This window comes from Mastigocoleus sp. MO_188.B34 (genome assembly GCF_030065675.1).
Lineage (GTDB): Bacteria > Cyanobacteriota > Cyanobacteriia > Cyanobacteriales > Nostocaceae > Mastigocoleus.
On the sequence record NZ_JASJDK010000065.1, the window covers coordinates 10961 to 29488 of the forward strand.

Consider the following 18528-nt stretch of genomic DNA (forward strand, 5'->3'; position numbering starts at 1 on the left):
ATTCTTTCCATGGTAATCTTCTCAATTCATATTTATATCAACCAGAAGATATACATATTAATTTTACAAGATTAAATCATTAAAATTAATTATAAACATCAATCTATTTGATAACTAAACAAGTATTTGTGAATTGTTGACGAGGTTAAAATCTCGTTAATATAGCAAGGTGTAATAGTATTTCGTGCTAAAATTTTTTTCATGTTATTAGCTTGCTGTCGGAATAATCACATAAAAAATTAATTTAATAATAATTTAATTTTTATCTGTCACAGTTATCTAGACAAGCCAGTTGTTATTCCTAAAGTTTGCAAACAGTGGTAATTCCCAAATAGATTTTAATTGGAATAATCAACAAATCATCAAGTTTGATTACTAATGAAGATTGTTTATGAATGATAATTAAGTACTTTAAAGGGGAACAAATATTGATATTAAAGTAAGATTATTTACCTTGCATTTCTGTATCTGCTAAGTAAAATACTAATTCTGTAACAGTGTAATTTTTGAAAGTATATTATTTACGAAGTTGAATGGAGTTTAATTTATGACTTTAGCAAGTGCTCCACAAACAAAGCCGCTCGCAGCAGATGAATTACGTAAGATGAATGCTTACTGGCGAGCAGCGAATTATCTCTCTGTCGGTCAAATTTATCTTTTAGACAATCCTTTACTTAAAGAACCCCTCAAGATAGAACATGTTAAACCAAGACTTCTCGGTCATTGGGGAACAACTCCTGGTTTAAATTTTGTTTATGTTCATCTCAACCGGGTAATCAAGAAAAATAACCTAGATATGATTTATATCGCTGGTCCCGGTCATGGTGGTCCTGGATTGGTGGCAAATACATATTTGGAAGGAACTTATAGTAAGTATTATCCTAACGTTTCTCAAGATGAAGAGGGAATGAAGAAGCTGTTCAAACAGTTTTCTTTCCCTGGTGGTGTCCCCTCCCACGTAGCACCAGAAACTCCAGGAAGTATCCATGAAGGTGGAGAACTCGGTTATGCTCTTTCCCATGCCTATGGTGCAGCCTTTGATAATCCTGATTTAATCGTTTCTTGTGTGGTTGGGGATGGTGAGGCAGAAACTGGACCTTTAGCTACTAGCTGGCATTCTAACAAGTTTCTTAACCCGGTTCATGATGGTGCTGTACTACCGGTTTTGCATCTGAATGGCTATAAAATTGCGAACCCAACAATCTTGGCAAGAATGAGCCGCGAAGAATTGCAAAGTCTATTTATTGGTTATGGTTATAAGCCTTATTTCGTGGAGGGCTCCGATCCCGAAAAAATGCATCAATTGATGGCTGCAACTTTGGATACTGCAATTCATGAAATTAAAGATATTCAAGAAGAAGCTCGGAAAAATGGTTTTAGCAAACGTCCCCAATGGCCGATGATTATTTTGCGATCGCCTAAAGGTTGGACGGGACCTAAGGAAGTTGATGGTAAGAAAACAGAAGATTATTGGCGATCGCACCAAGTTCCCCTATCGAATATGGCAGCGGAACCAGACCATGTCAAACAGTTGGAAACCTGGATGAAGAGTTATAAGCCAGAAGAACTCTTTGATGGAAATGGTCAATTAATTGCGGAACTAGCAGAACTGGCTCCTGAAGGACACCTACGGATGGGTGATAACCTCCATGCTAATGGTGGTATATTGCTGCGGGACTTAAAAATGCCCGATTTTCGCGATTATGCAGTGGAAGTTAAAGAACCTGCGGAAATTAAAGCTGAAGCTACACGCGTTTCTGGTAAGTTCCTGCGGGATGTGATGAAGCTCAACTTGGAAAGTCGCAATTTTCGGGTATTTGGTCCCGACGAAACAGCGTCTAACCGCCTTGCAGACATATTTGATGTTTCTAAAAGAACTTGGGTCGCCGAAACCCTTGATTATGATGATAACCTCGCTGCTGACGGTAGGGTTATGGAAATTCTCAGCGAGCATACTTGTCAGGGTTGGTTAGAAGGATATTTGCTTACTGGTCGTCATGGATATTTTTCCTGTTACGAAGCATTTATTCACATTATCGACTCAATGTTTAACCAGCATGCCAAATGGTTAAAAACAACTCGCCATATACCCTGGCGCAGACCAATTGCTTCTTTGAATTATCTACTAACTAGTCACGTTTGGCGACAAGATCATAACGGTTTTTCCCACCAAGATCCCGGTTTTATCGACCATGTTGTCAACAAAAAATCTGAAGTTATTCGGGTTTATTTACCACCGGATGCTAATTGCTTGCTATCAGTGACTGACCATTGTCTGCGTAGTCAGAATTATGTAAACGTAATTATTGCTGGTAAGCAACCATCATTACAGTACTTAGATATAGATTCTGCAATCAAGCACTGCACTAAAGGAATCGGTATTTGGGAATGGGCAAGCAATGACCAAGGTGGCGAGCCTGATGTTGTCATGGCTTGTGCTGGAGATGCTCCGACTTTAGAAACATTAGCCGCTGTGGATATTTTGCGACAAAACTTCCCCGATCTTAAAGTCCGGGTAGTTAACGTGGTAGACTTAATGACGTTGCAGCCAGAGACTGAACATCCCCACGGTTTAAGCGATAAAGACTTTGACAGTTTGTTCACAACCGATAAACCAATTATTTTTGCCTTTCATGGTTATCCTTGGTTAATCCACCGTCTCACTTATCGTCGTACTAATCACCATAATTTACACGTTCGGGGTTACAAAGAAGAAGGAACTACAACCACTCCATTTGATATGGTGGTCATGAATGACCTGGATCGCTTCCACCTGGCAATAGATGTTATTGAACGAGTCCCTCAGTTAGGCTCATCCGCTGCTTATGTCAAACAAATGTTACAAGACAAACTTATAGAACATAAGCATTACGTTGCCGAACACGGAGTAGATATGCCGGAAGTTCTTGACTGGCATTGGAGTTATGACGATATTTAATTGATCGTTTTTTACTGGTAATGGGTAATTGGTAACTGGTATATGCCCTAGCCGCTCGCGGCTAGTGGCAATGAAAAAACTGTATGGGCTTGTAGCAACTTTAAGGTTATGTGCCTATGGCGAACAAGGTGAATAGGGATATGTAATTATTGAAACGAATAAAATACTGTATCCCCCGATCCCCGACCTTAATACTCCGATCCCCAATTTCCTTTACCTAAAGCCCAGTGCCCGATCCCCAATTCCCGATCGCCAAATACTCGTCGAAACCCCGATCATTCTTGTATACTTCGTTATCATCATCCTCCATCTGTTTTCTCTTAATTTACAATGAATAACAAGTCATTTGATCGGGATTATCGCCAATTCGCACCACAAGATACCCAAGTCGCAGATTCCGGTTTAGTTCGGGTTGAAGATGACCGTACTGGGATGAGCGAACAATCTCTTAAGCGGGCAATTGTTGATAATCTTCATTACGGACAAGGTAAAGATAACTACTTCGCAACCCCGTATGATTACTATATGGCAATTGCCCGTAGTATGCGCGATCGGTTAATCAAGAGGCGAATTCAAACTGCTAGAACTCACATCCAGGAAGATTCAAAAATTGTTTATTATCTTTCTGCAGAGTTTTTGATGGGGCGTTATACCGGTAATAGCTTAATCAATTTGGGCATATATGAAAGAGTCCGCAAAGTGCTGCGAGAATCAGGGCTCGAACTAGACGATCTCCTGGAAAAAGAGCACGAGCCAGGATTAGGTAATGGTGGTTTAGGAAGATTGGCGGCTTGTTATCTCGACTCCCTTGCAACTTTGGAAATACCTGCAGTTGGCTATGGTATTCGTTATGAATTTGGAATTTTTGAGCAAGAAATTCGTAATGGTTGGCAAGCGGAGAAACCTGATAAATGGTTGAGTTTTGGTAATGCTTGGGAAGTTTCTCTTCCAGAGTATCGAACCGAAGTAAAATTTGGCGGTCATACAGAAAGCTATACAGATAATAACGGACGTTACCAAACTAATTGGATTCCAGAACATACAGTATTTGGAATTCCTTATGATACTCCTATTCCTGGTTATGGAGTAAACACAGTAAATATTCTGCGATTGTGGAAAGCAGAATCGAGCAATGAATTTGATTTAGATGCCTTCAATGCTGGAGATTATCTTGGTGCGGTAGCCAGCAAAATGTTTTCTGAAAATATCTCCAAAGTGCTTTATCCCAATGACGACACCGTCCAAGGTAAGCAATTACGTTTAGAGCAACAATACTTCTTTGTTTCCTGTTCTTTACAAGATATTATCCGCCGTCATCTTTACCACTACAAAAAACTCGATGATCTGCACGAGAAATCAGCTATTCAACTTAATGACACCCACCCATCTATCGGGATCGCCGAATTGATGCGACTGTTGATCGACGTTCACCAAATGGATTGGGAGCAAGCATGGCACATTACCCAAAATTGTTTTGCTTACACCAACCATACCTTACTACCAGAAGCCTTAGAACGTTGGTCTGTAAATCTATTTGGTCGTTTACTTCCCCGACATCTGGAAATTATCTATGAAATCAACTTCCGATTTTTAAGTGAAGTTAGAAAACGTTATCCCGGCGACAACCAACGCATAGCAAGACTTTCCTTGATTGAAGGAGAAGGAGACCATAAAAAAGTCCGCATGGCGAACCTAGCTTGTGTTGGTAGCCGTAAAATAAATGGTGTTGCTGCGTTACATACCAAGTTACTCCAACAAGATGTTCTGCGGGATTTCTACGAACTCACACCAGAGAAGTTTATTAATAAAACTAATGGAGTTACACCGCGTCGTTGGTTACTGTTGGGTAATCCCAGACTTTCTAACCTGATTACTGAGAAAATAGGTGAAGCTTGGATTACTAACCTTGACGAACTAAGAAAATTAGAACAATTTGCCGACGATCCACAATTTAGACAAACATGGCGAGAAATAAAACAAGCCAATAAACAAGATTTAGCAGAATACATCAAACGCAAAAATAATATTCAGGTTGATACTAATTCATTGTTTGACGTTCAAGTTAAGCGATTGCACGAGTACAAACGCCAGCTTCTCAACGTACTGCATATAATCACCCTTTACAATCGAATTAAACGCAATCCCAATGAAGATATTCTTCCCCGGACGTTTATTTTTGGTGGAAAAGCTGCACCTGGTTATTTCATTGCCAAATTAATCATCAAACTGATCAATTCAGTAGCTGCTGTAGTTAATGACGATCCCAGCTTAGGAGGACGTCTAAAAGTGGCATTTTTGTCCAACTACAACGTTTCCATGAGTCAACAAATATATGCAGCAGCCGAACTATCAGAACAAATTTCCACAGCAGGGAAAGAAGCTTCTGGTACGGGTAACATGAAATTTGCCCTCAATGGTGCTTTAACAATTGGGACTTTAGATGGAGCCAACGTCGAAATTCGTGAAGAAGTTGGTGCAGAGAACTTCTTTTTATGTGGTTTAACAACCCCAGAAGTATATGAACTCAAAGCTAAAGGTTATAATCCTCAAGAATATTATCAATCTAACCCCCAATTGCAAGAAGTAATAAAGCTAATTGCTTGCGGACATTTTTCCGATGGTGATTCCCAGTTGTTCCAACCTTTACTGGATTCATTGTTATACAATGACAAGTACATGCTGTTTGCTGATTACCAGTCCTACATCGATACTCAGGATCGTGTAAGTCAAGCATATCGCCAAGAAGACAATTGGACCCGGATGTCTATTCTCAACACAGCCCGAATGGGTAAATTTTCTTCAGATCGTGCAATTAGTGAATATTGCAAAGAAATTTGGCATGTTGAACCCGTACCTGTGGAATTGAAGGAATATAGTCCCGAAGATATGAACTTACAGATTTCAAAAGTTCATTGGTAGTTGCTAGTTATTGATTGCTAATTGATCTTTGGTAATTGGTAATTGGTAATTGGTAATAAGAGCTTATTTAAGATTTGGAATGCAAATTGTATATTTTACGGGTGATGGGGCAAATCTTTGCCTCTACACCTTTCCAATCACTAATCCCCAATCACCAAAACATGAAAGTCGCAGTTTTTAACACTAAAACCTACGATCGCCAATTTCTTACTGATGCAAACGCTGAAAGTGGTCACGAACTAGTTTTTTTTGAACCAAGACTTACTCCGGACACAGCCAGTTTAGCCTCGGGTTTTGAGGCTGTATGTGTATTTATTAATGATGAACTGCACGCCGAAACACTAAAAATAATTGCATCGACAGGAACAAAACTAGTTGCTTTGCGCTCTGCAGGTTTCAATCATGTGGATTTACATACAGCAGCAAAACTAGGAATTAAAGTTGTCCGCGTTCCATCTTATTCTCCCCAAGCTGTCGCCGAGCATGCTGTAGGACTAATATTAACTCTCAATCGCAAATACCACCGAGCTTTCAACCGGGTACGGGAATCTAATTTTTCTCTAAACGGTTTACTGGGATTTGACCTTTATGGTTCCACCGTTGGTATTGTTGGTACGGGTAAAATCGGCGTTTGTTTTGCTCAAATAATGAGAGGGTTTGGTTGCAAACTACTTGCTTACGATGTCTATAAAAATCCCATTTGTTTGGATATGGGAGTCAAATATGTAGAATTCCCAGAACTACTCAGGAATTCAGATATCGTTTCCCTTCATTGTCCGTTAACTCCAGAATCCCATCACATGATTAATAGCGAATCACTCAAGGATTTTAATCCTGGTGCAATGCTAATTAATACTAGTCGTGGCGGACTCATTGATACCAAAGCTGTTATCCAAGGTCTTAAGTCAGGTCGGATTGGTCACCTAGGATTAGATGTATATGAATTAGAAGGAAGCTTATTTTTTGAAGATTTATCAGATCAAGTTATTCAAGATGATACTTTTGGACGCTTAGTAACTTTTCCCAACGTAGTTGTAACCGGACATCAAGCATTTTTTACTAGAAACGCATTACAAAATATTGCCGAAGCCACCATATCAAACATTACTGATGTAGCTAATGGGCGTTCTTGTCCCAATCTTGTTTTAGCAGAGCAAGGAATAGCTGTTTGAGTAATAAGTAACAAGTAATGAGTAACTGAGATAAGAAGTCGTAGAGACGCGTTAGCAAAGCATGTCCGTAGGACATAACCCAACAATCCGGGCTGTTTTTTGGGTTGCGCTGTGGCTTAACCCAACCTACGAAAATGCTTAACTCTTACTCATTACTCACACAAAATGTTATTAAATAACTTCACTTTCAGGGCGAAATCTTAAAAGATATGAATTAAATCCCCTTCAACCGGAGTCGGCTGTCAAAATCTGGTCAAGAGAATATTCACAAATGGTGGATATGGGGCATTGAATATATAAGGCGTTGGAAACAAATTCCATTGATTATTTCCCCGCGATCGCCTCAAATCTAGAGTAGGGGTGAGCTTATCATCAAGTGTCAAACCTGTGTGCAACCTGCTCTATTACTCAAACAGTCGTCAACTAAAAAGGAAATATTAGGAGGTAAAACCTTGGGAAAGTTAAAAGTTGCAATTAATGGATTTGGTCGTATTGGTCGATTGGTATTTCGTGCTGGGATCAAAAATCCTAACATTGAGTTTGTTGGAATCAATGACTTAGTTCCACCAGCTAATTTAGCTTATTTACTGAAATACGATTCTACCCACGGCAGCTACCAGGGTACTATTGAAGCGAAAGATGATGGCATCGTTGTTGACGGTAATTTTATCCCCTGTGTCAGTGTCCGCAACCCTTCAGAACTACCTTGGGGTAAGCTGGGTGTTGATTATGTTGTAGAAGCGACAGGACTGTTCACAAAATATGATGGAGCAGCAAATCATTTGCAAGCTGGTGCGAAAAGAGTTGTAATTTCTGCTCCTACTAAAGATCCAGAGAAAATCAAAACTTTACTCATGGGTGTAAACCACGAGTTATTTGATAGCAGTAAAGATACAATTGTTTCTAATGCTAGTTGTACGACTAATTGTTTAGCTCCTGTAGCTAAAGTCATCAACGATAACTTTGGTTTGGCTGAAGGATTGATGACTACGGTGCATGCAATGACAGCCACCCAACCCACTGTGGATGGACCTTCCAAGAAGGATATGCGCGGTGGTCGCGGTGCATCACAAAATATTATCCCTGCTTCTACAGGTGCGGCTAAAGCTGTAGCATTAGTTTTACCCGAACTCAAAGGTAAGTTGACTGGGATGGCGTTCCGAGTTCCCACACCTGATGTATCTGTAGTCGATCTAACTTTTAAGACTACAAAAGCCACAAGTTATAAGGAAATCTGCGCGGCGATGAAAGCTGCTTCGGAAACGACCCTAAAAGGTGTTTTGGGATATACAGAAGACCCAGTAGTTTCGAATGATTTCCGGGGCGACTCCCATTCTAGTATTTTTGATGCCGGTGCGGGTATTGAACTTAACTCCAATTTCTTTAAAATCGTTTCCTGGTATGACAACGAGTGGGGTTATTCAAAACGTGTAATAGACCTAATGATGTTTATGGCACAAAAAGAAGGGATTTTATCAGGTGCAGAAGCTGCGCTAGTTTAAGGTTTTCTATAACTAGGAGGCGGAGCCTCCAAACTCTAGTTCCCAGGCTCAGCCTGGGAACCAGAAAATCGAGGCTCTGCCTCTGATTGATAAAAGTGGTACACTGGTGTTCTTACCCTAATGTGTACTTACGGCACATATGACAAAAGACAAAGAAAAAAGCAATATTAATCAAGATATGCGCCGTGATTTTGCTAACCGCGACGAGCTAGTAGCATATATACGCGAACAATTTCCCGAAGCTGCGAAACGGGACAATAATATCAGTGAGATCAAAGGCGGTCATCAAGCTGCTAAGAAAGCATTACAAAAAGTCAAACCAAAACGCTACGAAAAAACACGTAATTTTATTAAAGGTGATGTCACGCGACTATCTCCTTATTTACGACATGGGGTTCTCAGCTTGCGAGAAGCACGAGATTTTGTCTTGGGTAAGGTTAATAGTGATGAGGATGCGGCAAAACTCATCAATGAATTTGGTTGGCGGGATTATTGGCGACGTTTATATTTAAAACTAGGAAATGGTATTTGGGAAGATAGGGAAGAGTACAAAACCGGTTACAGTGTTGCTGAATATGCGCCCGAACTACCACAGGAAATTAGAGAAGGTAACACAAAATTAAATTGCATTGATAGCTTTAGTCGTCAGTTGCGGGAAACTGGTTATCTACACAATCATATGCGGATGTGGATCGCTGCATATATCGTCCATTGGCGGCGCATCCGTTGGCAAGCTGGAGCAAAATGGTTTTTGGAACACTTATTAGATGGCGATCCGGCAAGTAACAATATGTCATGGCAATGGGTTGCGAGTACCTTTAGTCATAAACCTTACTTTTTTAACCGGGAAAACTTGGAACGTTATACGGAAGGGGTTTACTGTAAGGAATGTTCTTTAAAGGGTAAATGTGATTTTGAGGGAAGTTACGAAGAATTAGAAGAGAAGTTGTTTCCGAAGAAAGAATTTACTAGGAAGCCCAATAGTCAGAGTTGGCAAAAGGGGAAGAAAAAACGACGCTAGAGGCGCTGCGCGCAAGTCAAAAGTAAAAAGTAAAAAGTCAAAAATTTCATACTTATGAAAATTCCCAAGTATAGACCCCCATCACATCCAGGTGAAATACTACTTAAAGATTTTCTCGAGCCGATGGGAGTAACCCAACGACAACTTGCAGATGCACTTCATGTCCCGTATCAGCGAATAAATGAGCTTGTAAACCAAAAGCGAGGTATTACACCAAGTACAGCAGTACGGTTATCGAAGTTTTTTGGAAATAGTTCGGAGTTTTGGTTGAATTTACAACAAGCTTGGGAACTCTACCACGTCCTCAAAGAAGAAGAAGAGGAACTAAAAACTATTTCCCAATTCAGAGCCACGGGGTGAGGTATGGCGCTACGAGCTATAACCTGATTTTTTAAACATCCTTTGAGGAATTCATTATTCCAATCTCTTGCAATTTGATTTTGACCGAACTAAAATCTACTCCACAGTAGTAATATTTTCTATCTTTCAAATCTGCTAAATAATATCCTTGGGTACCACCATTAATTCTAAATAATTCAATAGCAACTTTTTTCATGGAAGTACCCCATGTTGCATATAAATCTTTTTGACTTAACCAAGGGAAATTATACAGGTTGATAAACGGTTCTCCGTGTCTAAAAGCCCAACCGTTCATTCGTCGTTCAATTACACGGATATATGCTGGACGATAAATTGTTGTATTATCCATATAAAATTTATTCAAATTTCTCAATACAGAAAATTCTTTAAGAAATTATTTTTGTAAACTTGTAAGAATATTTATATGTAGATGAATTACGTAACTGATTAAAATGCCCCTGGATCAGCTACAGCCAGAAGAACGTCGTAAATTACATCAAGCACTTCTAAATGCCTTTCCTAGTCCAACAGACTTGGAAATGATGCTTTATTTTTGTGCATTAAATAAGAATTTAAATGAAATTGTAACAGGTCAAAACCACGCGCAAGTTATCTTTAAATTGATCCAGTGGGCTGAAGCTAATGGAAAAGTAGAAGAACTTTTAATCGCAGCATGCGAACCAGAAGTTGGTAGACCAAATAATTCGAAGTTAAAACCATTTTGCCAAAAACTTAATCAGACACAATTGGTAGTGGAACAACCCCCACCACTTGAGCAGACAATAAACACTTCACAGCAGTTTGATATTTTCCTTTGTCACAACAGTCAGGACAAGGATGAAGTAAGAAAAGTAAGAGAAGCTTTGCAACAGCAGGGATTTAAATGCTTTTTAGATGAATATTTAAGTGGTGGTGAGCTATGGAGACAAAGCATAGCTCGTGCAATTCGGAACAGTAGATATGTTGTGATTTTTGTCGGTGGTCATGGTTTGGGACAATATCAAAGAAAAGAAATTGAATATTGTGATGGTATTTTTTTCGATGGAATCAAAGTAATTCCTGTACTTCTGAGTACTGCAACCAAAGAAAGCATTCAAACTTTCCACTCACAAGATGTCAATTGGATTTGGAGAAACCAACGGGTAGATTTTCGCTCACGTAGAGATTCTGACCCAATGGGAAAAATAATTCAGGCGATTAGTGGAAAAAATTCAAGTAATCAACCACCTGTAAATACTCAGCCAAAGTCAAACCCCATAACCATAAAGAAACCACCACCAGAGGATGACCTCAGTTCAGAGAAAGGAGTCGATTACACTCAACTACGAGATTTCCTCAAAGCACAGAATTGGAAAGCAGCAGATAAGGAAACTCTCAAAGTAATGCTTCAAGCTGCTAACAGACAAGAAGAAGGCTGGTTAGATTACGAGTCAATCGAAAACTTTCCTTGCACAGACTTGCGCACAATTGACCAACTTTGGGTAAGGTACAGTGATGGTCACTTTGGTTTTAGCGTACAAAAGCGTATTTGGCTAGAGTGTGGTGGAAAAGGAAAAGTCAATTATGAAATGGAGAAAGCCTTGGGCGATGCTCTGGGCTGGCGTAAGAACAATAGCTGGCTAGACTACAATGATATTACATTTACCTTGAATGCCCCAGTGGGACATCTCCCGATTTCCATTTTATATGATTTCCATTACCTTACAATGATGTTACTGTTGGGGGTTTCGGATGGAAATTCGCTTTTTTGGCGTATTATTCGCGCGGGCTTCTTCTCTCGCGTCTCGGCTTGTGAAGTGTAACATATAGGGCTTAACCGCTTCGCGGAAGTCATTAGCAAAGCGTGTCCGTAGGACATAAGTAAAAAGTCAAAAGTCAAAAATTATTCGTTTGCTTGTTTATTTAATTTATTTTTAGTTGTCACTATCGACTTAGCAATAATTTTATTTATTTGTTCGTATTTGTCAATAAGATTGCCTACCTGTTTCTCAGTCATTATTTCTGACTTAATTACCTGCTTGAAGATTGCGGGGGGAACGAGCCATTAAGAATTTTCAAAATTTTCAAAAAATTACTCCACATCATATTTTTTTACCTTTAGGGGTGCAGCAATGTGTGTCCCAATGTATTTCTATTTCTAAATTGCGATCGCTTGAAAATTTTCTTCTCAAAATGGCTTGGAAATATAAATTAAATAAAAAGCAAAAGTAGGGTGCTGTTAGCGTAGCGTAACGCACCATTCCGAATTTTATAATTCAATCATTCCTCAATATATTAATCTTGGGTTGGTACGTTACGGCGCGGTAATAAAGGTGACCTCAAACAGATATTTTCTTTCGCGCCTAACGCACCCTACGAAAATCTTATAAATGTGGACACTATATATATTTAATTTAGCTTAACGAAATTGAAATATCTCAACCATAAATAAGACAATTACCCATTACCCATTCCCAATTACCTTAGAAGCAGAATTTCTCGATAACCACTTCAAAACTATTCCGGCAATTATGCTGTGAAAGGTAATACCAGTAGCCATCGCCGTTGCAAAACTAAAATTGAATATTAAACCCGAACTCAAGTCTAAATCAAAACTAGAATTCAATTCATCAGTTTGTGGATCGTAAAATTGGTTTGGGTCTTGAACTGTGAGCAAATAAACAAATGTCCGTCCCAAAGCAAAAAAATCTGATTGCTGCGTAGCTGACGCTACGAATGAAGTAAATAGTAATTTTGTATTTGATAACCCACAACTTTGATTAACACTTAAATCTGAAATCTAACATTAATCTTTCAAATCTTAAGGAATGAGAATTTAATAACCTGTAATTCTGAAATTTGGAGTGGTGCGTTACGCGATGCTAACAGCACCCTACTTTTGTACTTTATTTAATCCATATTCCTAAGAAAACAAAAATCGATTATTACTCATTACTCATTACTCATTACTCATCACTCATTACCAATCCCTAATCCCCATATGACGCTGTCGCGTCACGCTATGACTAACTTCACGCTTCGCTAATGCTAACGCCAATCGCCAATCCCTAATCGCCCAAAGACTCGTATCATGAAAATATGACAAAGGAAACCAAGTTTTAACAGCTTAACATGGGCAGCATCTGGGAACTGGATTACTATTCCCGTCCAATTTTGGATGAGAATCAAAAAAAAGTTTGGGAAGTATTAATTTGCGAAAGTCCTCTGGATATCCGCACAAATACTGATTCTTTATTTCGATACGCCAAATACTGTTCTAGTAAGACGGTAAATTCTGTATGGCTACGGACGGCGTTAGAAGAAGCAATTGAAAAAGCTGATAATACGCCGGTAAAAATCCGCTTTTTCCGCCGTCAAATGAACAATATGATTACTAAAGCTTGTAAAGATGTTGGTATTCCAGCACTACCCAGCCGACGTACTCTGTTACTCAACCAATGGTTGCGACAACGAATGGAAGAAGTATACCCACAAGAAGAGGGTTATAAAGCTGGTACTAATCCTTCGGTACGTTTGGATGCTCCTTTAGCGCAACGCTTACCAGATGCTTTAGAAGGTCAACAGTGGGGATTTGTAACCTTATCAGCTGCTGATTTCAATGATATGCCAGAGTGGGATATTGATTTTGGCGAAGCTTTTCCCCTAGAAATGGGAGGAATATCCCCAGACACTCAAATTCCTGGAGTTTTAATATTTTCACAAAGAGCTTTACCTTTAGCTGGCTGGATGTCCGGCTTGGAAATGGCTTGGTTGAAACTTTACAACAGTCCCCAAGGTGAAAAATTGTTGTTGGAAACTGGTGCAACGGAAAGCTGGATTTTGGCGAATTTGGGTAATCCAAAAATCAAAGCAGAAGCTTCACGTTTTGAAGAAGCAAAACAAAAAGCTAATGGTATTCACTTTCTTGGGGTACAGTCTGATCCTAACTCTGAATCTTTTGCCGGTTTTTGGCTGTTACAAGAAGTCAATCTACCGTAAATTTATTTGGGGGGAATAGGGAATAGGAAATGGGTAAAGTGTTGAATAACGAAGGGGGTTTTTTCTAAAGTCTTTGTTTTGACACTAACCTTTACTCGACCCCTAAACATGGAGCGTTCCAATGCCCAACTCTCAATCGTACAGCCACTTGAAATCATGCCTTCTGAAAATTTTTTACAAGATACCCTCGCAGAGGAATTGCTAGAATTAGCCTTAAAGTCCGGGGCAGAAGTAGCTGAAGTATATCAGTCCAAATCGCTTTCAAAACCGATATTTTTTGAGGCTAATCGTCTCAAACAAGTAGAAACCAGTCAATCTGAAGGAACTGCACTGCGGTTGTGGTGCGATGGACGTCCTGGACTGACGGTGGCTTATGGAACTGTAGAACCACACGCAATGGTACAAAGAGCGATCGCTTCTAGTAAACTTAACCAGCCAGAAACAATTCAATTAGTCAGCAACTCCCAACCTGCTTATCCCGACTTGGGTAAAAAAATTCCTGTAGAAAAAATGGTGGAGTGGGGTAAAAAAACAATTTCTCTGGTTCGCGAGACTTATCCAGAAGTTATTTGTACTGGTGATTGGGAATGTGATACAGAAAATACCAGACTCATTAACACCCAAGGTTTAGATTGTCACTATACTGATACTACCCTCAGTTGTTTCCTTTCGGCTGAATGGGTGCGAGGTGATGATTTTTTAAGTGTTTCCGACGGTCAAACTGAACGGAATCAATTAAATCCCCAAGGGGTAGCACAGCAAATTCTCCAGCGTTTATCTTGGGCAAAGGAAAATACTCAAGCCACTAATGGTAGATTTCCTGTTCTTTTTACTTCTAAAGCTGCTGATATGCTGTGGGGAACCATACAAGCAGCGTTAAATGGTAAAAGGGTTTTAGAAAATGCTTCCCCTTGGGCTGAACGTGTTGGTCAGCAGGTAATTTCTGATTCGTTAACTGTTTTCCAAGATCCTCAAGCTGGTCCTTACAGTTGTCCTTTTGATGATGAAGGTTATCCCACCCAAGATCGCGTGTTTATTCAGGATGGAGTATTAAAAGATTTTTATTGCGATCGCAGCACAGGAAGTAATTTAGGTACCGGTACAACGGGTAATGGTTTTCGACCAGGTTTGGGTAGCTATCCTTCTCCGGGTTTATTTAATTTCCTCATTCAACCGGGGTTGTTATCTCTTGAAGATTTAATCTCATACATGGGTAATGGCTTGATTGTAGACCAAATGTTAGGTGGTGGAGGTGGGATTTCCGGCGATTTTGCCATTAATGTTGATTTGGGATACCAAGTACGTAACGGTAAAATCATTGGGCGGGTTAAAGATACTATGGTATCTGGAAATATATATACAGCCCTGAAGCAAGTTGTAAAATTGGGGGGCGACGCTGATTGGAATGGTTCTTGTTATACTCCATCCTTAATCGTCGATGGTTTATTTATCACCACAAAAAATCACTAAAGCCTTTAAAGAATCACTAAAGCCTTTGTCGTATATGGTGAGTCTGTTTGCAATATATACAACTAACTGGGTGGTTGGTTAATTGTTAAATAAATCAATCACCCTATTTTAATCTTTTATTTTTATTTGAGCAGAGAAATACCGAAAAAGATGTATAGTTAATGTTATAGCCTGCAACATTAAAGTTAGGTCAATACTAACAAAAAAACGATTATTATGTTTCCTCCTATGATGATCCAGTGGTTTTCTCGCCATTGGAAATCCAGAAGAGGTATACCCCTAGGTACTCGCAGCTTTGCCGCATATACAGAAGCATCTGTAATTGGTATATTTGCTGCCTTGTCTGCAGTTTTTCTTAAAAATTGTTCGGGATGGCTGGGGACTATGCGCCTTCGAGCAGCTTCTGAACTTCCTCCATGGTTAGTGTTACCACTCATCGGAATTTCTCTTGGATTCCTTGCTGGCTGGATGGTTGAAAGGTTTGCCCCAGAGGCCGCAGGGGGTGGTGTTCCTCGAATCAAAGCATCTCTTAGTTGCATCAAAAACAGGCTTTCCTGGCGAGTTGCATTTGTAAAATTATTTGCTTCTATTATCACCATTGGCTCCGGAATTACAATGGGGCGACAAGCACCTACTGTGCATGTAGGTGCTTCTTTGGCTGGGGGTTTAAGTCGTTGGGTACCAAATTCTCCAGTTCGTAGACGTCAAATGATTACCGCAGGTGCAGCTGCAGGGTTAGCAGCTGCATTTAACGCACCTATTTCTGGTGTGTTGTTCGTAGTTGAAGAGTTACTCCATGATTTATCAGGATTAACTCTAGGTACCGCCATCATGGCTTCTTTTATTGGTGGTGTTGTCTCTCGTCTATTGGGAGATAATAGTCTAGATTTAAACCTCCAATTAACACGATACAACAGTAGTTTTTCCCTTCCCGAAATTCCCTTTTATTTACTTTTAGGGGTACTTGCTGGAATATTTGCAGCTTTATTCCATCGCTGTCTCTTACTTAGCATCAATGTATATAAAAGGTTTAACATCAGTCTTTCGTTGCGAGTTGCTTTAGTTGGATTAATTTGTGGAATAGTTATTGCATTTCTCCCGGAAGATTTTCGCAATAATGCTGGTATACGGGAATTTATGACCACAGGTCAATCAAGTATCTTCAGAGCTGCAGTTGTTTTTGTTACTCACTTTTGTCTGACTTCTATAGCTTTTGGTTCCGGTGCACCTGCTGGTCTATTTGGTCCAAGTTTAATATTAGGTTCTAGTTTGGGCTATGGCATTGGTAGAGTTGCAGAATTATTTATACCAGGAATTTCTCCTACCACTTATGCTTTGGCGGGAATGGGAGCATTTTTTAGTGGTTTTTCTAAAGTACCAATTACAGCGATTGTAATTATCTTTGAAATGACCAGAGATTTTAACTTGGTCTTACCCTTGATGATTGGTTCCGTAATATCCTATATCATCTCAGATAAGATAGCTCCTGGTTCTTTAAATGATAAACTTTTGCAATTAAAAGGTACCAAAGTCCAAAAGCAAAATCCTACAGAAAATGTTTTAGGTAAATTGACAGTTGAAGATGTCATGCACTATCCAGTAGAGACCCTAGATGCTGACATGAGCTATGAGGAAGCTTTTCAAAGATTTTCCAACTCTCCATATCGGGGTTTTCCTGTTTTGGAGTCTGGGAAATTAGTAGGAGTTATTACACAAATAGACATACACAAAACAGATTTAACTCGTCTTCGCAATGGAAGTATAAGTGTCAGAGAAATCATGACTTCCAACCCAATTACAGTAACTCCTACCCAAAATCTTAGTAGTGTTTTGTGTATCTTAGATCGCTATGAAATTACTCGCTTACCAGTATTAGAGTGTAAGAGATTAGTAGGAATCATTACCCGTACTGATATTATCCGGGCAACAGCAAAGCATTTCAATGGCGAGCCAGAAAATGTGGAACCCCAAGAAGAGCCATCATACGTGGTGTATCAAACCCAATCACCTAGTATTGGTACGGGTAGATTATTAGTACCGATCGCAAATCCTGAAACTGCTAATACCTTAGTGAAAATAGCAACTGCTATTGCTCGTGATAAAAATTATGAAATAGAGTATTTGCAAATAATAGTTATTCCCCCTGGTCATCTTCCATCTGAGACGGAGATAGACGATACAAGAATTTGCAAATTGATCGAAAAAGCACAAAATTTAGCTAAAAATACACTAAATCATAAAATTTCCGTACACACTCAAATTCGGGTTGCGAATAATGTAGCCCAAACAATTTTAGAAGCGATCCAAGAACGTCACATCGATCTACTATTAATGGGATGGAAAGGTAATACAAGTACCCCGGGTAAAATTTTTGGAAATACCGTCGATAAGATTATCCGTAAAGCAAGTTGCGAAGTTATTGTTGTCAAGCCAGCCAATCAAAATAACACTAAACTTAAGTCTATTTTATCAACTGAATTTGATTCCTTCCCTGTAAGTCCTTCTTTCAAAAGTTGGCTGATTCCTACAGCTGGTGGTCTGAATGCAAAAGCAGGGATAGATTTATTACCAGCATTTGTAACCTTAGCCAAAAAACCGAAAATTTGTTTAACTCGGGTTGTTAAACCATCTGAAGATAAACCAGATATGAAATCTTTGGAAGAAAAAGTTCGTCATCTAATTAAAACTCGAGAATCTTCAAGCGAAGTAATTGCTGCACCGATAAAAGCAAAATCAGTATCTGCAGGTATTATCGAACTGGCGAACGAAAAACATTATGATGTTGTGGTAGTTGGCGCTTCTCAGCAAGGAATGCTATCAATCAAACAAAATATTCCTGATGCAATTGCTTTTGGTGTTGAGAGTACAGTGATTTTGGTTCGAGGAGCAATGAGTTATGGAGAATTACATGCAAGCGAGGTAGAAGCAACAAGCCAAAACTCAGAAGAGACAAGCTTTTTAAAAACAAGTATGAGTCAGGAGTCACAACAAACAGCATCTTTAAATGATTTACCTTGTGACCAAAGTTCGCAATCACAACAGACTGAGTTATTCAAGAACGGTAGTAGTCAGAAATCAGAAAAGGCTGCACATTTGCGGCAGAGTTTGACGAAATCTGCTATAAAAGCCGGAACTAATCAGAATTCAGAAGACAATAACTAATCTCCC

General features: G+C 39.4%; 13 protein-coding genes. 10 read left to right on the forward strand and 3 right to left on the reverse strand.

What is annotated here, in order from left to right:
• Positions 1 to 547: 547 nt before the first annotated feature.
• The 6 genes from QNJ50_RS16105 (at position 548) to QNJ50_RS16130 (ending at position 9912) form a co-directional block, all read left to right on the forward strand.
• Entirely contained in the window at positions 548 to 2938 is a 2391-nt protein-coding gene (locus QNJ50_RS16105) for a phosphoketolase (RefSeq protein ID WP_300636969.1), read from the forward strand.
• A 330-nt stretch (positions 2939 to 3268) separates the two neighbouring features.
• The gene (locus QNJ50_RS16110) at positions 3269 to 5857 is read left to right on the forward strand and encodes a glycogen/starch/alpha-glucan phosphorylase (RefSeq protein WP_300636971.1); all 2589 of its coding nucleotides are present in this window, start codon (positions 3269 to 3271) and stop codon (positions 5855 to 5857) included.
• A 161-nt stretch (positions 5858 to 6018) separates the two neighbouring features.
• Positions 6019 to 7029 carry a 2-hydroxyacid dehydrogenase gene (locus QNJ50_RS16115; protein ID WP_300636973.1) on the forward strand — a complete coding sequence of 337 codons (1011 nt, stop codon included), beginning with the start codon at positions 6019 to 6021 and terminating at the stop codon, positions 7027 to 7029.
• 452 nt (positions 7030 to 7481) lie between these two features.
• On the forward strand, positions 7482 to 8531 hold the full coding sequence (gene gap, locus QNJ50_RS16120) for a type I glyceraldehyde-3-phosphate dehydrogenase (protein ID WP_300637004.1): 1050 nt from the start codon (positions 7482 to 7484) through the stop codon (positions 8529 to 8531).
• Positions 8532 to 8697: 166 nt separating this feature from the next.
• Positions 8698 to 9552, forward strand: a complete 855-nt coding sequence (locus tag QNJ50_RS16125) for an FAD-binding domain-containing protein (protein ID WP_300637006.1) — start codon at positions 8698 to 8700, stop codon at positions 9550 to 9552.
• Positions 9553 to 9606: 54 nt separating this feature from the next.
• Entirely contained in the window at positions 9607 to 9912 is a 306-nt protein-coding gene (locus QNJ50_RS16130) for a HigA family addiction module antitoxin (RefSeq protein ID WP_300636975.1), read from the forward strand.
• A gap of 31 nt (positions 9913 to 9943) precedes the next feature.
• Here the strand turns inward: QNJ50_RS16130 and QNJ50_RS16135 are convergent, their stop codons facing one another.
• Entirely contained in the window at positions 9944 to 10261 is a 318-nt protein-coding gene (locus tag QNJ50_RS16135) for a hypothetical protein (protein WP_300636977.1), read from the reverse strand.
• A gap of 103 nt (positions 10262 to 10364) precedes the next feature.
• On the opposite strand from QNJ50_RS16135, the gene QNJ50_RS16140 reads away from it, so the two are divergent.
• A complete protein-coding gene (locus tag QNJ50_RS16140; RefSeq protein WP_300636979.1) occupies positions 10365 to 11714 on the forward strand; it encodes a GUN4 domain-containing protein in 1350 nt (449 codons plus the stop codon).
• Between the two features lie 641 nt (positions 11715 to 12355).
• On the opposite strand, the gene QNJ50_RS16145 is transcribed toward QNJ50_RS16140, so the two are convergent.
• On the reverse strand, positions 12356 to 12589 hold the full coding sequence (locus tag QNJ50_RS16145) for a hypothetical protein (RefSeq protein ID WP_300636981.1): 234 nt from the start codon (positions 12587 to 12589) through the stop codon (positions 12356 to 12358).
• 282 nt (positions 12590 to 12871) lie between these two features.
• Entirely contained in the window at positions 12872 to 12997 is a 126-nt protein-coding gene (locus QNJ50_RS16150) for a hypothetical protein (RefSeq protein WP_300636983.1), read from the reverse strand.
• Between the two features lie 26 nt (positions 12998 to 13023).
• Here QNJ50_RS16150 and QNJ50_RS16155 point away from each other — a divergent pair, with 26 nt between their 5' ends.
• The 3 genes from QNJ50_RS16155 to QNJ50_RS16165 all read left to right on the forward strand — a co-directional run bounded on the left by QNJ50_RS16155 (position 13024) and on the right by QNJ50_RS16165 (position 18522).
• Entirely contained in the window at positions 13024 to 13890 is an 867-nt protein-coding gene (locus tag QNJ50_RS16155) for a Tab2/Atab2 family RNA-binding protein (protein ID WP_300636985.1), read from the forward strand.
• Between the two features lie 156 nt (positions 13891 to 14046).
• Positions 14047 to 15360: a TldD/PmbA family protein gene (locus QNJ50_RS16160; RefSeq protein WP_300637008.1), complete on the forward strand. Its 1314-nt coding sequence runs from the start codon at positions 14047 to 14049 to the stop codon at positions 15358 to 15360.
• Between the two features lie 216 nt (positions 15361 to 15576).
• On the forward strand, positions 15577 to 18522 hold the full coding sequence (locus QNJ50_RS16165; RefSeq protein WP_300636987.1) for a chloride channel protein: 2946 nt from the start codon (positions 15577 to 15579) through the stop codon (positions 18520 to 18522).
• Positions 18523 to 18528: the final 6 nt, after the last annotated feature.

Excerpts from the sequence above, each read along its gene's own strand:
- QNJ50_RS16130 (WP_300636975.1), top strand. The coding sequence starts at position 9,607 with ATGAAAATTCCCAAGTATAGACCCCCATCACATCCAGGTGAAATACTA.
- QNJ50_RS16160 (WP_300637008.1), top strand. The coding sequence starts at position 14,047 with ATGCCTTCTGAAAATTTTTTACAAGATACCCTCGCAGAGGAATTGCTA.
- QNJ50_RS16165 (WP_300636987.1), top strand. The coding sequence starts at position 15,577 with ATGTTTCCTCCTATGATGATCCAGTGGTTTTCTCGCCATTGGAAATCC.
- QNJ50_RS16105 (WP_300636969.1), top strand. The coding sequence starts at position 548 with ATGACTTTAGCAAGTGCTCCACAAACAAAGCCGCTCGCAGCAGATGAA.
- QNJ50_RS16115 (WP_300636973.1), top strand. The coding sequence starts at position 6,019 with ATGAAAGTCGCAGTTTTTAACACTAAAACCTACGATCGCCAATTTCTT.
- QNJ50_RS16140 (WP_300636979.1), top strand. The coding sequence starts at position 10,365 with ATGCCCCTGGATCAGCTACAGCCAGAAGAACGTCGTAAATTACATCAA.
- QNJ50_RS16135 (WP_300636977.1), bottom strand. The coding sequence starts at position 10,261 with ATGGATAATACAACAATTTATCGTCCAGCATATATCCGTGTAATTGAA.
- QNJ50_RS16110 (WP_300636971.1), top strand. The coding sequence starts at position 3,269 with ATGAATAACAAGTCATTTGATCGGGATTATCGCCAATTCGCACCACAA.
- QNJ50_RS16155 (WP_300636985.1), top strand. The coding sequence starts at position 13,024 with ATGGGCAGCATCTGGGAACTGGATTACTATTCCCGTCCAATTTTGGAT.